This is a genomic window from Microcoleus sp. B3-D7, assembly GCF_036705305.1.
Taxonomy (GTDB): Bacteria; Cyanobacteriota; Cyanobacteriia; order Cyanobacteriales; family Microcoleaceae; genus Microcoleus.
Genome location: NZ_JAUBUE010000005.1, coordinates 1 through 15,509 on the forward strand (window position 1 = coordinate 1; position 15,509 = coordinate 15,509).

Annotated in this window: 15 protein-coding genes; 8 read left to right on the forward strand and 7 right to left on the reverse strand. The window is 45.1% G+C overall.

The window, feature by feature from the left end:
• Nucleotides 1–276: 276 nt before the first annotated feature.
• Both QUB25_RS05535 and QUB25_RS05540 read right to left on the reverse strand, forming a co-directional pair.
• The gene (locus QUB25_RS05535) at nucleotides 277–939 is read right to left on the reverse strand and encodes a hypothetical protein (RefSeq protein ID WP_333072875.1); all 663 of its coding nucleotides are present in this window, start codon (nucleotides 937–939) and stop codon (nucleotides 277–279) included.
• A gap of 231 nt (nucleotides 940–1,170) precedes the next feature.
• The gene (locus tag QUB25_RS05540; protein WP_333182311.1) at nucleotides 1,171–2,196 is read right to left on the reverse strand and encodes a YihY/virulence factor BrkB family protein; all 1,026 of its coding nucleotides are present in this window, start codon (nucleotides 2,194–2,196) and stop codon (nucleotides 1,171–1,173) included.
• Between the two features lie 136 nt (nucleotides 2,197–2,332).
• Here QUB25_RS05540 and QUB25_RS05545 point away from each other — a divergent pair, with 136 nt between their 5' ends.
• Both QUB25_RS05545 and QUB25_RS05550 read left to right on the forward strand, forming a co-directional pair.
• Nucleotides 2,333–2,965 (forward strand): hypothetical protein, encoded by a 633-nt coding sequence (locus QUB25_RS05545; protein ID WP_333182312.1) that lies wholly within the window; start codon nucleotides 2,333–2,335, stop codon nucleotides 2,963–2,965.
• Between the two features lie 309 nt (nucleotides 2,966–3,274).
• Nucleotides 3,275–4,261 (forward strand): mechanosensitive ion channel family protein, encoded by a 987-nt coding sequence (locus tag QUB25_RS05550; RefSeq protein WP_333093774.1) that lies wholly within the window; start codon nucleotides 3,275–3,277, stop codon nucleotides 4,259–4,261.
• Nucleotides 4,262–4,397: 136 nt separating this feature from the next.
• Here QUB25_RS05550 and purU read toward each other — a convergent pair whose 3' ends face one another.
• From purU to thrC, 3 genes are all read right to left on the reverse strand, one after another.
• Nucleotides 4,398–5,252 (reverse strand): formyltetrahydrofolate deformylase, encoded by an 855-nt coding sequence (gene purU / locus QUB25_RS05555; protein ID WP_333182313.1) that lies wholly within the window; start codon nucleotides 5,250–5,252, stop codon nucleotides 4,398–4,400.
• A gap of 113 nt (nucleotides 5,253–5,365) precedes the next feature.
• Nucleotides 5,366–5,986, reverse strand: coding sequence for a Uma2 family endonuclease (locus QUB25_RS05560; protein ID WP_333182314.1), 621 nt, complete (start codon nucleotides 5,984–5,986; stop codon nucleotides 5,366–5,368).
• A 120-nt stretch (nucleotides 5,987–6,106) separates the two neighbouring features.
• Complete coding sequence (thrC, locus tag QUB25_RS05565; protein WP_333433757.1) at nucleotides 6,107–7,231, reverse strand: threonine synthase; 1,125 nt, start codon at nucleotides 7,229–7,231, stop codon at nucleotides 6,107–6,109.
• Nucleotides 7,232–7,351: 120 nt separating this feature from the next.
• Between thrC and QUB25_RS05570 the strand changes: the two genes are divergently transcribed.
• The 4 genes from QUB25_RS05570 to QUB25_RS05585 all read left to right on the forward strand — a co-directional run bounded on the left by QUB25_RS05570 (nucleotide 7,352) and on the right by QUB25_RS05585 (nucleotide 11,331).
• Nucleotides 7,352–7,630 (forward strand): hypothetical protein, encoded by a 279-nt coding sequence (locus QUB25_RS05570; protein ID WP_333037450.1) that lies wholly within the window; start codon nucleotides 7,352–7,354, stop codon nucleotides 7,628–7,630.
• A 257-nt stretch (nucleotides 7,631–7,887) separates the two neighbouring features.
• On the forward strand, nucleotides 7,888–8,940 hold the full coding sequence (locus QUB25_RS05575) for a fatty acid desaturase (protein ID WP_333064902.1): 1,053 nt from the start codon (nucleotides 7,888–7,890) through the stop codon (nucleotides 8,938–8,940).
• Between the two features lie 175 nt (nucleotides 8,941–9,115).
• The gene (locus QUB25_RS05580) at nucleotides 9,116–10,618 is read left to right on the forward strand and encodes an AAA family ATPase (RefSeq protein ID WP_333182315.1); all 1,503 of its coding nucleotides are present in this window, start codon (nucleotides 9,116–9,118) and stop codon (nucleotides 10,616–10,618) included.
• A complete protein-coding gene (locus QUB25_RS05585) occupies nucleotides 10,618–11,331 on the forward strand; it encodes a ParB N-terminal domain-containing protein (RefSeq protein WP_333182316.1) in 714 nt (237 codons plus the stop codon). The genes QUB25_RS05580 and QUB25_RS05585 overlap by 1 nt, the downstream gene beginning before the upstream one ends.
• Nucleotides 11,332–11,473: 142 nt before the next feature.
• Here QUB25_RS05585 and QUB25_RS05590 read toward each other — a convergent pair whose 3' ends face one another.
• The gene (locus tag QUB25_RS05590) at nucleotides 11,474–11,719 is read right to left on the reverse strand and encodes a hypothetical protein (RefSeq protein WP_333182317.1); all 246 of its coding nucleotides are present in this window, start codon (nucleotides 11,717–11,719) and stop codon (nucleotides 11,474–11,476) included.
• A gap of 215 nt (nucleotides 11,720–11,934) precedes the next feature.
• On the opposite strand from QUB25_RS05590, the gene QUB25_RS05595 reads away from it, so the two are divergent.
• A complete protein-coding gene (locus QUB25_RS05595) occupies nucleotides 11,935–13,029 on the forward strand; it encodes a Rho termination factor (modular protein) (RefSeq protein WP_333182318.1) in 1,095 nt (364 codons plus the stop codon).
• A gap of 153 nt (nucleotides 13,030–13,182) precedes the next feature.
• On the forward strand, nucleotides 13,183–13,878 hold the full coding sequence (locus tag QUB25_RS05600; protein ID WP_333182319.1) for a Uma2 family endonuclease: 696 nt from the start codon (nucleotides 13,183–13,185) through the stop codon (nucleotides 13,876–13,878).
• 27 nt (nucleotides 13,879–13,905) lie between these two features.
• On the opposite strand, the gene QUB25_RS05605 is transcribed toward QUB25_RS05600, so the two are convergent.
• Complete coding sequence (locus QUB25_RS05605; protein WP_333182320.1) at nucleotides 13,906–15,435, reverse strand: phenylacetate--CoA ligase family protein; 1,530 nt, start codon at nucleotides 15,433–15,435, stop codon at nucleotides 13,906–13,908.
• Nucleotides 15,436–15,509: the final 74 nt, after the last annotated feature.

Below are 15,509 nucleotides of genomic sequence, written 5' to 3' on the forward strand. Positions count from 1 at the left end.
GCTTTTAGCTGCTGTTTATCTTCGGGTGTCATTTTCGCCTCATCGTTTTTTTTACGGTTTTACTAGCTTTTTCATTTTAGCTATTTTTTCAGGGATTTGCAAAACTGAGATGCACCCTACTGGAGAATATTAAAACTTATCTTGACAATCAAGAGTATTTGGACGTAACTACAGGTAATCCTTAATTTTAGGCTAAGAAACCGGGTTTCTCGGATGATTTAGGTTGGGTGGCGAGATATCTCGGAAGAAACCCGGTTTCTGGGAATTATCTGAAGGCTACTTTCGCACCATCACAGAGCGAATCACAGCATTCGGCTGATACTTATTAGTCTGATAAAATCCCCCTTGACCAGCGCCATAAACTCCCGCAAATTGTTTCCCTTCAGCCTTGGGAACAAACATAATGTTTCTAGTTGGTTGCTTGGCAAATACAACCCCTTCTCTCATTTCATTATCTACGTTATAAGATAAAGTAGCCTTACCGTAAATTGCCTCTGCTTGTTTCAAAGTCATTCCCGGCCCGACGCCCTGAACTGTTTTATAATTAGCATTTTCAGTCATCAAAAGTTCAATGACATCGGTATCTTTTAGCTTTGTACCAGCAGCGTAGATAATCCGATATTGCACTTTTCCCGACTGGCTGACAGCCACAGCATCAAAGTCTACCATAAAAGGAGACTGAACTTTAAACTGCGCTGTGGAACCCAGAGCCTTTTTCAATCCTCCGAAAGTCATCCCCACCTTCGCCGCTCCAATTGTGCGATCGGAAATTGTTAAACTGGCAGAAGGTGTTTTTTGAGCAGCATTTGCCGCTCCTCCCAGCACATTTGTAGCCCTCAGCGCAACAGTGGAACCGGGAGTGGAAATTAAGGTGAGGTAACTGCCGATCGCCAGCAAAGCAGCTATCATTGATCCAGACAAAACTTTAACATTCAACATGACTAATTCTCCTAGATTTCAAATGCGACTATCTACCCGCATCTTTTTGACCATCCTGGGCCTCACCCTCCTAGTTTGGATTCTCAGAGGTGTTGGCCTCTTGACATTCATTCCCGGTGGTGTCATTTGGATACTGATTTTTCTGTCTTTTGTTGCGGGCATCCTCAGCACTGTACTCCGTAGGTAAGACAGCATCCGGCAAATAACAATTAACAATTCAAAATTAACAAATTATTTTAATTTTGATTGTTTTATAGCCTTTCCCACCGTCACATTCAACTGAGCGCCTATCAGCATTACCAAAGAAGAAATATCCAGCCACAGCAGCAGCACAATAAAACTTCCGATTGTGCCGTAAGTCCAAGTGTAATTGCCCAAATGCAAAACATAAAACCGAAATAAAGCTGAAAATAGCGCCCACAAAATAGCAGCAAAAACAGCTCCTGATACAATAGGAATATCTGGTTGACGGCGACTAGGCCCGTAGCGGTAAATAAATGCAAAAGCCAGTGATACAATTCCCAAAGAAATCGGCCACCTCCACAGCCGCCAAGCACCTAACAGTTGCGACTCTAAAGGGCAATTGCCGGCGAGGAGCAAGCAATTTTGGACATCTTTTAAATCGCAATTGGCGACGGACTCCAGCAGGCAACTCTGGCGGGCAATAGCTTGTACAATTAAGTCGCTGACAAATACTACTCCCGATGCCAGAATCAATAGTATAATTGTGCCGACACTCAGCGCCAGAGAAATAAGTTTTGCTTTCCAAAATGGTCGAGTTCGAGCGATCGGGGTTTCATGGATGCGATCGAGTGCAGCCATCGCCGCGCTCATTACTCCAGAAAATGCCCAAATCGCCCCAAGAAAGCTCACCGAAAACAGCCCTTTACTGCGAGTTAACAGAATTTCTTTGATTAAGCCACCAATCAACTTCCGCACGTCATCGGGTATAATTTCGCCCAAAAGACGGGCGATTTGATAAAGTGTTGACTGCAAAGGTTCAAAGAGGGCGATCGCAGATAAAATAGCCAACAGCCCCGGAAACAGCGCCAGCATAGAATTGTAGGCCATTTCCGCAGATAGCCCCGGCAAGCGCTGTTCTCCTGCCTTCGCGCCGACTTCCTTGAGCGTGCCCCAAGTCAAACACCGACAAAACAGCCAAAAACCCCAAAATTTCCGTTTGAGAGCTCGAAGCAAGCTTAAAAGCGCCTTAAACAAAGCTAAAATCAGGTACCGCAACCAGTAAAAAATGTTCATAGCGCACAGGAGAGGGGAAACTAGAAAAGGGAAAATGGATGCAGGACGATCGCGCAACTGTAAATAAGGAGCGTTACTTAATTAAGCCATTGCTAATTTAAAATCTAAAATCTAAAATCTAAAATCTAAAATCAATATGGCTCAAGATGTCAGACAGTGGTTAGATGAAATCAAGCGGCTGCAACAGCAGTTAACAGAAGTTTCGCGCGATCGAGATGAGGCCGGTGAAAGTGCGGCTCAGTGGCGCCAACTCTACAATACCGAAGCCGAGCAGCGGCGGAATGATGCTAAATTAACTCAACAAATCATCGCTTCTCTGGAAGCACAAATAGAGCAGTTACAAAATTTTTCCCCCATTGTGCCCGAAGGCGATGATGCTGGGGTTGCTCGCCAGCAGGAAATCGCACAACTGCAAACAGTAGGCGAACTTAAAGCTAAGTTAGCAGAAGTTCTCGAAGAGCGCGATCGGGCGATCGAACAAGTTAAACAACTCACTCAAGCCCTCAAACAAGAAGAAGCCCGTCACGCCGAAACTAGCAAAAATTTAACTAGCGCCCTCGGAGATGCTGTTGACTTGCTCACGAAAGCCCAAAATCCCGCTCCTGCAAAAACCGAGACAGTATATTCTTTGGAGATAGTACCTACTCGCACTGCAAATCCTGGCGAAACTGCTCTGGAAATCCGCCAAACTTCCGCCCCAAGCAAAAATCCCGCCCAGCTTCCACCTTCTAAAAATCAGTTACTCGATTTACCGCCCTTTGGGAATTAAAAGTTAAAAATTCAGGAAGTGTCGGCATGGCGATTACCATCGGCAGGTGGGATTTAGTCAGCGATTCCTTGTTTTTGTTTTTCCTGAAATTAAGCGGCATTAATTCATCGGCTTCTGGATTATTCCGCACCTACAGAGGGTTTACTAATCGATGTAACTGTACTAGAACCCAACAGATAATCTGCATTCAAAATTTTGAAAACTGCCAAAACATTGGCCTCGCGTCGTACCCATCTACAGTCTTTAGATAGAACTTAATTGAGCTAAATTTTACTACTATCGACAACGACTGATCCGCGAGGAAACTTCATGAAGGCAGAGATATCCATAGTCTGGAAAAAGATTCAGAGCATGATCGACAGCTTTATGATCATGCTGCCTAATATTGTGCTGGCGTTAATTGTCTTTGCAATTTTTTACTTTGTGGGTAGACAAATTAAGAGAGTGGTCAGGCGAGTTACCCGCCACCACCACCAAGCTCGAAATTTGGGGCTGGTGTTAGGACGGTTAGCCCAGAGTGCGATCGTTCTAGTTGGTCTATTTATTTCTCTTTCGATTGTAATTCCCACATTAAAAGCTGGCGATTTGGTGCAACTGCTGGGAATTAGCGGGGTGGCGATTGGTTTTGCCTTTCGCGATATCTTGCAAAACTTCTTAGCCGGTATCCTAATTCTGTTGACGGAACCGTTCCGAATCGATGACCAGATTGTGTTTAAAAACTTTGAGGGAACGGTAGAAAATATTGAGACCCGCGCTACAACAATCCTAACCTATGATGGTCGCCGGATTGTCATTCCAAATGCCGAATTGTTTACGAATTCGGTGACAGTGAATACCGCTTTCGATAAACGCCGCACGGAATACGATTTTAGTATTGGTTACGGCGACGATATTGATTGCGCCAAGCAGTTAATGCTGGAAGCATTGTACAGCGTAAAGGAGGTGTTGAAAGATCCTGCACCCGATGTGCTGGTGCTTGAGCTAGCAGAAAGTACCGTCAAGATCCGTGTTCGGTGGTGGATTGCTCCGCCGCGCCGAATTGACGATATGCGATCGCGCGACAAGGTAATTTGTGCTGTTAAAAAAAAGCTTGTGGAAAACGGCATCGATTTGCCTTATCCCACGCGACAAATTTTGTTTCACGACCAAACCGAAGAAACCGATGGCGATCGCTCCCAGCAGCGCGAAGGATGGCCCGCTGGTAAAAGTAAAGTTCCGAAACCTCGCCGTATTGGCGACTCTTTCGGAAAACAGGCCCTTGGGCGATCGCAACAAGACGGCAATGGACAATCTTAACCGCATCCCAAGTCATGAAAAATGTCAAGTTGAGCAAACTTTGGGATTCGCTGCACTTGGCTCGTGCAACCGGAATTGATATCACTTGCCGAGCGATTAAAGGAGTAACAAACCCGATGGATATCATGCCTAATTTTCAAGCAAAAACCACAGTCCGATTGCCGTAAACTAAAACACGATTTTGTAAATGATATCGCACCGCCCTTGCTAAAACAACCCTTTCTAAATCTTTACCTTTGCGAACCAAATCCGACACTTCATCGCGGTGACTGACGCGCACAACATCTTGTTCGATAATCGGACCCGCATCTAAATCGGGTGTAACATAGTGGGCTGTTGCACCGATAATTTTTACACCTCTTTCATAAGCCCTTTCGTAGGGATTTGCACCCACAAACGCGGGTAAAAATGAATGGTGAATATTAATCACATTGGGAAATTTTCTGATAAAGTCTTGACTCAAAATTTGCATATATTTAGCCAAAACTACTAAATCAATTTTATATTTTTTAAGAAGTTCTAACTGTTGTGCTTCTTGAATAGCTTTATTGTCTTTAGTAATGGGAATATACTCAAAGTCGATACCGTATTGTGCGGCAATGGGTTTTAAATTTTCATGGTTGCTGATAATGAGGGGAATTTCACCTCTGATTTCTTGCGCTCGCTGTCGCCAAATCAAATCTAATAAACAGTGATCTTGACGGCTTACCCAGATTGCGATGCGTCGAATTTTTTGGGAGAAATGCAATTGCCAATTGGCTTCTAAGTCCTTGGCAATTTCACTAAAAGCAGGTGTTATTTGTTCGGGGCTTAAGTCAAAACCGTCTAATTGCCATTCTAGCCTGCTTAGAAATAATCCGGCGGTAAAATCTGTATGGTGATCCGCGTGAATGATATTGCCGTTGTGGGAGGCGATAAAATTGGCAAGTAAGGCTACGAGTCCTTTGCGATCGGGACAGGCAATTAAAAGGGTTGCAGTAGGCTTGGTCATTGTATAATCGCTAAAGTTTTATTGATGCTCCGCACCATATAAGCTCTTTGAAGTTATTCTGTAGGGTGTACACTACGCAGCTTACTGTTACTCGAACTACCGCCGTTTGGTAATCAGGAATTTAAAATACTGCTTGCTCCGAAGATTTGTTGTGCGGTTAACTGCAAGTCGGGGAAGAGTGAAGAAATCAGTCGATCGCTCTTTTGAAACAACTGTTTTTGATACTCATCTTCTCGCAGCATACAAATCGTAATTGTCGGCTGTTTGGGTTTGCCAATATATTCTCTGCCGCCAATGCCCAGATAATCCACAATCCAATACTCAGGCACTCCCAGCAGTGCGTAATCTTCAACTTTGCGCGCGTAGTCGTTCTGCCAATTGGTGCTGACGACTTCAGCGATTAGTTTAATTGAGTTTCCCGATGTAATTACAGGTTCTTGTTGCCACAAAGGTTCATTAATTAGTTGAGTTCGATCTACTACAAGTACGTCGGGGCGAAACGCTGTTGCTGTTCCTAATAGTTTGATGAGACAGCGAGGGGGAATAAAGTAGGGTAGATCCACACGATCGATTTCTACATTGAGTTTTCGCCCGAGGAAGGCGGATACTTGTTCGTGCGGCCCCGTTGGTTCCATCTCGGTTAATTCACCATCGATTAGTTCGTAACGCTCGCTGTCGCCCAAGTTGGCAATAAATTCATCAACACTTAGAAGTTTGGCAGGTGATTGAACCATTCTGTTTGCTCCTGGTGATGAATTAAGAATTTTTTTAACTAACCGCAGAGGACGCAGAGGAAGAGAAGAGAGAGAAGATGACAAAGAGTTTTCCTTCTTCCCTGTTCCCTCTTCCTTCTTTTAAAATCCCATCGCTCCAGCTACTGCATCCAAAGTCGGAGCAATGCCGCTTTTAAACAGATTGTTGCTGTGATTAATTGCCGTATCCGGGTCTTTCAAACCGTTACCAGTCAACACGCAAACTACCGTCGCCCCAGTCGGAACTTGGTCTTTCACCTTCAGCAAACCGGCCACAGAAGCTGCACTCGCCGGTTCGCAGAAAATCCCTTCCTGTGATGCTAACAAACGGTAAGCGTCGAGAATTTCGGCGTCGGTGACTGCGGCAAAACTGCCGCGGCTGGCTTCGGAAGCTGCGATCGCCTGTTTCCAGCTAGCCGGATTCCCAATCCGAATTGCCGTCGCCAGGGTGTCCGGGTGCGCCACGGGTTCTCCCGTCACCAACGGTGCAGCCCCGGCGGCTTGAAATCCCATCATCTGCGGCAGGCGCGAACATTTTTTGGCTTGATGGTATTGACAAAAACCCATCCAGTATGCTGTGATATTTCCCGCATTTCCCACGGGAATGCACAGCCAGTCGGGGGCGTCGCCTAAAGCGTCCACCACTTCAAAAGCTCCGGTTTTCTGACCTTCCAAGCGGTAAGGATTCACCGAATTTACCAAGGTCACGGGGTAGTTAACAGCCATTTCGCGGACAATTTCTAAGGCTCGATCGAAATTTCCGCCAATCGAAATGACTTCCGCACCGTAAAGCAAAGCTTGCGCCAGCTTGCCCAAAGCCACGTAACCCTCGGGAATCAACACGAAAGCTCGCATCCCCCCGCGTCGGGCGTAGGCGGCGGCGGCGGCCGAAGTATTACCGGTACTGGCGCAAATTACTGCTTTGGCACCAGCTTCCTTTGCCTTGGAAATCGCCATTGTCATCCCCCGGTCTTTGAAACTACCAGTGGGGTTGAGTCCGTCGTATTTCACCAGGACGCGCACGTCTCGACCAATGAGAGAGGCGATCGCAGGTGCTGGAATCAGGGGAGTATTGCCTTCTTGGAGGGTCACTACCGGCGTGGTTTCCGTCACCGGCAGGTAGGGGCGATAAGCTTCGATCAAGCCGGGCCAGCCGTAGCGTTTCGGCTCGGCGGCGCGGGCAGCAGAGTTAGCAGCAGAGTCAGTAGCAGGTAGAATCAGGGTCACGGTGTCAATGGTTTTAGGCAATGGCCGAAGAATTTACACTAATTTTAGCTCGATCGGTTAATTTGATGTTTAATACGATCGGTTCAGGTTAAAGTAACTTAATGGTGTGAATGTGTAGATATGTCTACCCAATTACTAATGTCAAATAATTCATCGACTCTTTCCCGGCCTCAAGTTACCGCGAGCAATCCCGAAATGGCTAGTTCTTCTACGCTATCGACCAGTTTTGCCCGCAAAGTAAATTCAGTGAAGTGCCCCTACCAAGCCGATCAGCAAGTTAAGTTCCTGCACTTGCAAGCGGAAATCGAATCCTTGCTGCTGGAAGTGCAAAGCCTCAAACAGCGCTCGATCGCTGGCTTGCGGGAGATCGACCCCATTTCTGGCAGGAACAGCAATTAGCTGACAACAGTCGCTAATGCTAATTGTCCTGGCCCTGTGTTATAAAAACGAATGTTTTGCTACCCGCAGTGTTTTTTGCCAAAAGTGCTAGAAATTCCTAACTGCGGATAGCGATCGCTAGCTTTTGCTAAAACGCGCTTGCCTACAGCTCAACTCGTCTGCTGCTTGCTGGCAACGAGCTGACATTTTACGGCGCTTTTTTATTGCGCTAATTTGTTAAGCCATCCTCATGGCATACGGAGAATCGAAATCAGTTTATGACAGCATCGATCGAAAAACCACTAAATTTGACATCCGCAAGTGACACTTCCAACCTGCGCCTGAAAGATATTCTCAAAACCCTGCCGCGGGAAGTATTCGCCAAAAACCCCCGCAAAGCTTGGACAAAAGTAATCGTCAACGTTCTTTTAGTTGCTGTCGGTTACTGGGGCATAGCAGTCTCTCCTTGGTTTCTACTACCCCTAATGTGGATTTTCACAGGAACCGGATTAACCGGTTTTTTTGTGATCGGTCACGACTGCGGTCATCGGTCATTTGCTAACCGCCGCTGGGTAAACGATTTAGTCGGACATATCGCATTTCTGCCGTTAATTTATCCGTTTCACGCATGGCGGCACGGACACAATTATCACCACAAGCACACCAATAAAATTGGCGAAGATAATGCTTGGCAACCGATGACAGCAGAAGACTACGCTGCTGCTCCCAAGGCTTTACAAATAGCTTATAGTTTAATTTTCGGTCGGATGTGGTGGATCGGCTCGATCGCCCACTGGGCAAAAGTGCACTTTATGTGGTGGCGGTTCAAAGGACAACAGAAACAAGAACAAGTGCGGTTTTCAGTTTTTGTAGTTTTAATCGGTGCTGCGATCGGATTCCCGATTTTAATTGCAACCACAGGCATTTGGGGATTTGTCAAATTTTGGTTGATGCCCTGGCTGGTTTACCATTTCTGGATGAGCACTTTTACGATCGTCCACCACACAGCACCAGACATTTCATTTAAAGAACCCGAAGAATGGAACGAAGCCCAAGCGCAACTATCGGGAACTGTTCACTGCGATTATCCCCGCTGGGTAGAGTTTCTGTGCCACGACATTAACGTGCACGTTCCCCACCACCTTTCAACTGCTATTCCCTGGTACAATTTGCGCCTCGCCCACAGCAGCTTAAAGGAAAATTGGCAAGATCATCTGTACGAAACAGAATTTTCTTGGTCTTTAATGAAGCGGATTGCCGACAACTGTCACCTATACGATCCGGCTGGCGGCTATCAGACATTGCAGGAATTTAACGCTCAAACAAAGTAGTTTTGAAGCGTGATTAATCCCCAAAAAACCCGGTTTGTCAAACACAACCGGGTTTTTCGATATTACAATCCATAGCCTTTGTAAGGGGCGGAATGCGAGCCCTACTGTCAATATCACAATCCGTACCATTATTAAATCAGTCATTCCCCATCTAAAATCTAAAATCTAAAATCGAATGACTTTCAATCCCAATAACTGCCGCAACGAAAGCGAAGTAGAAAGCAAACTCATTGTCAGCTATCTGCTACCAAAGTTAGGTTATACGCCCGACACTTGGCACCAAGAAATCGCATTTGGGAATATTCGTCTAGACTTCCTCTCATTTGCCACCCAAGTTATCCCCATAGTTGTCGATGCAGACTCGCCGATGAGTGTAGTTATGGAGGCTAAACATCCGAAAGAAAATTTAGACCGCCACCTGCGAAAACTCCATCGCTATTTAACAAGTTTGAGCATCCGCTACGGACTCATAACTAACGGTAAAGAAATTAGAATTTACCAAAGAGTCTCCGAGGATATTCAGCTAGTCTTTAAGTGTGCTGGAAAAGACATTGAAAATAGAATTGATGAAATTATCGCTTTAATTGGCAGAGATAGTTTAAATTTTATAAAAAACCCCGATAATCTCGAACTGGAAGATAGTAAAATTAATTTGGTTAGTCCTGAGTTAATTAGCGAAGTCCCAGTACAGCCCAAAAATCCCGCCACCGCAGAACCTGAGCCAAGTCAAATCTCAGAACCGGAACAAATACCTGAAAATTATTCAGTTAAGCCTAAAGTTAAATCCGATGTAACCGTTCCCCCAAAAATCCAAAATAGTATGAAAATTATTGCAGTTTACCACAATAAAGGCGGCGTTGGCAAAACTACAACAGTAGTCAATTTAGCTGCTGCGCTGAGCAAGAAAGGTAAGAGAGTCTTGGTAATCGACTTAGACAGTCAGGCTAATACAACCTTTGCGACGGGTTTAGTAAAATTTGAAGATGAAGAACAAGACGATTTGAAAGATAATAATATTCTTCAAGTTTTGCAATCAGAAGACTTTTTCTCGATTGCACAAGTAGCTCGCAAGTCTAATTTTTGCCATCCCGAAATAGATGTGATTCCTTCCCACATTGATTTAATGCAATATGAAACGGAACTCAATCAACTAGATTTCAGCCGAATGATTTTAATTAATAAACTAGAAGAAGTACAGGATAAATATGATATTGTACTGATCGATACGCCGCCATCTTTGAATTTTTATGCTAGAGTTGCCCTAATTGCGGCGGATTATTTAATTATTCCTTCTGACTTAAAACCTTTTGCCAATCAAGGACTGATTAATGTCAAGGATTTTATTAAAAAAGTCAACGTATTCAAAAAACAAATCCGCAAGAAACCTCTAGAAGTTTTAGGCGTACTCTCTTGCAAAATCTCAACAAATAGTAAATTTGTACAGTACAGTTTGCCCAAGCGGAGGGAGGCAATTCCCAAACGCTACGGCTTTGAAATCATGGACAGCGTAATTTACGAGAGAGACGATTTAGCAAAGTGTGCAGAACAATTTCAAATCGTGGGAAATATGGAAATCGCCGATCCGATTTCAGTGCTAGACTTTAAGCCTGATTCCATCGCCTCCCAAGAATTTGAAATGCTAGCAATAGAAGTTTTGGAAAAAATAGGTAAAAACTAATGAAAAAATTATCTCCGTCACTGGTTGCAGTTAAAAAAATTACATCCGCAGTACCCCGTTCAAATTTTGCCGAGGCTGATTTGGAGAAATTAGCGAGATTGATTTTAGAGTCAGGAGGATTGATTAACCCAATAATTGTCCGCCGAAACGGTATGGACGCTTACGAAATAGTAGACGGAGACTTTGAATACTATGCGGCGGCGAGAGCAAAGGAAATAGAACCTCAAAAAGGCGAGACAATCGGAGCATTTATCCTGGAAGAAGAAAATGAAGAGCTTCTACTGGAACAACTTAAAATTCTCAGAAAAACCGCAAGCACTGAGAATAAAAGTGTAAGTGAGGTTCCCCAACAGTCCTCCAGCTTTGAACAGCGGCTGACAAATATTGAAACTCGATTGGAAAACAGAATTAATGAATTGAAAGCTGAGTATACGCAGGAAAAACAGGCGCTGATAGAGAGGGTTAAAGATGTTGAAAGTCGGATTCCCAAACCTGTTCCGCTGTTGGAAGCACTCAACACTCAAGATAAATTCAAATTGGCTACAAATTTGAAAAATGCTGGCATAAAAGCTCAAACAATAGAACAAATCATTAAAGAGCGAGATTTGGAGCAGTTTGCATCTTTTGAAAATGTGTTGGAACGCATGAAAGGTAAAGGGTTAGGCGAGAAAACAATGATTAAGCTTATTGACAAGTGGCAAAAATATTTATAAGCTTTCAGCCATCTCAATTGCATTTTTGGGGCGCTCAAAGCCCGCCCGACAAAATTTGAAAAACCCGATATGACTCGGCGGTTGAAACCCATCCTACACGAACTTCCGTCCCTCTCGCTGGAGACTAAAGAATAAAGGGATATTAAAGCTGGCTTTCGTATAAATCGCAATTGCGATCGCAACTCGCAACGCCAGCCCGATTGCCCAGACGCCAAAATAAGTAAAGATGAGTAAAGCAGTGGATCATTGGTGTCCCGTAGGCAGTTAAACTCTTCACAGTCGCTTTTTTTAGGAATTGCAGTAACTTTTGCCGTAGCTTGCGGGGCGCGACGCCATCGCCCGGGTTGTCACCGCACAGCCCCTCGCACAGGTACAGCAGCAACGCCATATCTCCTCCAGATAACTGAGTTCGATCGCAGACTTGGAAGACTCAGGCCAAGAAACCCTTTAACTTACCAAAGTCGGGGTAAGGTGTTTGTCTCGCACCTTACAATTTGAGTTCTTGGGTTAGTCCTGCATCCCTTAAAACGCCGGCTGTAAAGTGCAAACATACATAAATACCTACACATCAGATTTTCATGACAAAAGGGGACTTGTAACAAGATGGATCGATCGTCCGATCAAAACCAAATAGTTGAATATTTGCGGATTAAGCCAATTAGTCACACTCAGATTTACACTTCCCAAATTGCCATACCAGAGCCTCATCGGGGCGAAATTCCTCGCGAACGCCGCGAAGCTCTCAGGAGAAGTCTGATCGAGCAAGGCAGCAACTTAATTCCTTTAATTGTACGCCCTACCGAAGCTTACAGCAACGAAGAAGAATATGAAGTGGTCTGCGGCTCAGATTGGTGTATTGTTGCTAAAGAACTCGGCACCGAGCAAATGTGGGCGTGGGTATTTGAAATGACCGACGACGAGGTAGCTGTTGCTCAAGCAGAAATGGAACATTTAGCTCCGCAACCGACTCCTAAAACAGCACAAATTGAGACTCTACTGCAACAATTTGAGCTATCATTTCAAAAAAAGGTAGATAGTCTAACAAAACAAATAGAACAATCTGTTAAAAAAAATGAAGACTTGCTAAAAAAGCACGTAAAAGCTCTAACTGAGCAGAACTTTGAGCGTAACCAAATAGAACAGATTAAGCATTTGCTCGAACAAGTGGAAAAAGTATTTCAGGAAAAGGTAGATAAAATGGCTAAAAAAATTGAACAATCGAGCAGCAACCGTCCGCCAACATCGGCTGTTATTTCTGAGGTAAATCTTGAAGGTGCTTTGAGACAGTTGGATGAACTGGAAAAACTGCTGTCAATCAAATTAGAACGCACAGTCCAAACAATTAATCAGTTTGTTTTTGACGCCATTGAAGACGTAGAAAATGACCTGAAAAATCAAATTGAAACGCTCCGCCGCCAACTGGGAGCCGCAGGGACTCACTCAGAAAGACAGCCCGAGGCACAGCCGAAGAAGCAGCCAAAAACGCAGCCGAAGAAGCAGTCGAAAGCACAGCAGAAACCTCAGTTACCGCAGTTGCAGTTGGAGTTGCCGTTTTCGTCCCCGTCCCCAGAGGAAGACTACGAAAGTCTTTCGCTGAGGCGGTTGAAGGCGATCGGAAAAGACAGGAAAGTGCGGGGCTACGCGCGCATGAAACGGCCGGAAATTCTGGAGGCTCTCAGACAAACTGACGGTCAATAAAAGCGTAGTTGCTAATAGTTAAAAACTAATTATTCGGTGTTCGATCGCGTGTTTCGGCAAAAAGCGCGATCGGGCTTTCAGAATCGTCCTCGGCAGAGATATGAAAAGCTTGCTAAAATAGACACACAACCTCTTACTCCTCACCAAGCAGCCATGTCCGCAACTGCAGAATTAGCTACTACCCAAGAGATACTAGAACAAGAAATACCGGAAAACTTTATCTTTCCGCCCGGCGATTTATACAGTGACGAACCTCCCGTGGAAACAGAACTGCATCTCCGACAAATAATCCTACTCCTCAACTGTCTAGAATGGCTGTGGCGAGATAGAAACAATTTTTATGCTGCTGGAAACCTCACCATTTATTACAGTCCCAAGCAACTCAAATCGAAAGACTTCCGAGGGCCAGACTTTTTTGTGGTACTCGGAACAGAACGAAAAACTCGTAAAAGCTGGGTAGTTTGGGAAGAAGAGGGAAAGTACCCCAATATTATCGTTGAAATCCTGTCTCCCAAAACAGCGGATATAGACAAAAATTTTAAAAGACAACTCTATCAAGATACTTTTCGCACTCACGACTACTTTTGGTTTGACCCAGAAACTTTAGAATTAGCTGGGTTTCATTTAGTTGACGGGGAATATGAACCAATCGCACCGAATGAATCCGGGCATCTGCGGAGTCAGCAGCTCGATTTGAGTCTCGGAATTTGTGGCGGAAAATTGCGTTTCTTTACAGCAGAAGGAGAGCTGGTCCCTACTCCTGAAGAGGTTGCAGAAAGGGAGGCTCAACGAGCCGATCGCCTGGCCGCGAAACTGCGAGAATTAAATATTGATCCCGATACAATTTAGTCCAGCCCCTACTCACAAAAACACGCTTTACTGCCGCGTGTATCGGTGCTTCACCCCAATCGGAAAATACTCCGCATCGCCCATCGCAGTTAATGTCACCACAGGTAACTGATATTCTGGCGGAACGTAATTAGCAAATTCGCTGTTTAGCCGCCGCAATTGCGCGAGAATTGAAGATGCGATCGCCTGCTGCATCTCCTCGTCGCCATCCACCCCCGCTGCTAATTCCACAACCACCGATAAAAACCGATTTTGATCCGCATTTTCCTTGACTTGCAGCACAAATTTTCCAGTCACCCATTCCCGAATGGTGGGAACTTCTAAACCTACGGTGACATTTTCCGGGTAAATGTTGGCACCGAAGTAGGAAACGGTAAAGTGCGATCGCCCGAATACATAGACAAAGGGCAAGCAGCGAATTCCTCTGGGGAAATCAGAAACTTTCATACCTGCTTCTTGCTGCAAACGTGCCACAGGGTTAAACCCCCATTCAGCCAAAAAATTGAGCATTGCTTCGTAACAAATTAAACCGCCGTTATCGGAGATGTGATAGCGTATTAGCGGGATGCCGTTGTCGCCAGAAAATAACAGCGTGCCGTCATTATTCACTTCAAAAAAGCGACTTTTGGGATCGTACTGCACCAGCGTTGGCAACCGCGATTCCCCGAATAAATTGCGTGCTGCTTCCGGCTTCTTTGCTAAAAAGCGGCGGATGCAAATGCTCAGCGGTGTCTCGTTGCCCAAAACGCCGGCATCCGCAGTACCGTAAAGGCTCGCAGAGTTGTAATATAGATTGTCAGAATTAGTGCGATCGCTCACCAAACTCCGCCATTCTTCGCTAAACACTTCTCCCGCAAAAACCATCTTAATTCGGTATTTTTGCCACTCCACACCCCCCGCAATTCCGCTATCAATCACATCCTTGATAAATGGCGGATATCCCAACAAAACTACTTGCTCAAAATGCTCCCCAAGTTCCTGCACAACTCGGAATATTTCAGTCTTATTATTCCCAGGCGTCACAACTGTAACTGGATAGCCCTTACTCGCTAGATAGCGGCAGCAATTTGCCGTGTACATTCCGCCTACCCAAGTTCCCAACGCAAAGCAAATGACAGCTAAAGTTGAGCGATTGTCGGCGTAAAAACTGTCGCGAAATATTTGTTCAAAACGAGCAGCAATTTGCAACTCGTCACTGATAAAACGCGGCCAAAATGTCGGGTTTCCTGTCGAACCAGATGAAACAGCAATGAAATCGCAACTTTCTAATTTCCCCTCGTAACACAACTGAGGTAGCGGGTGACAGCGTAAATAATTCTCTTTGGTAATTAGCGGCAATTTTTGGAAGTCTTCAAAGGTTTGAATAGAAGCGGGATTGATGTTAAGTGCAGCTAGGAAAGTCTGGTAAGCTGGTACTGTGGCCGCGACTTTTTGAAAAAGCGCGATCGCCCCGGATTCGGCAACTCGATTCTGCTGGTGTTGCAATCGTTCCTCAAGCGGCGCCCTCAAAAACTCTTCAAACGCCCCAATTGCTCTCTGACGCTGTTCTGGCTGCATGATTTGCTCCTTAAAATGCGTATTTTGCACCCCGATCGCTCAAGATTCCATTAGTAGCGCGGCGCGACCCGATC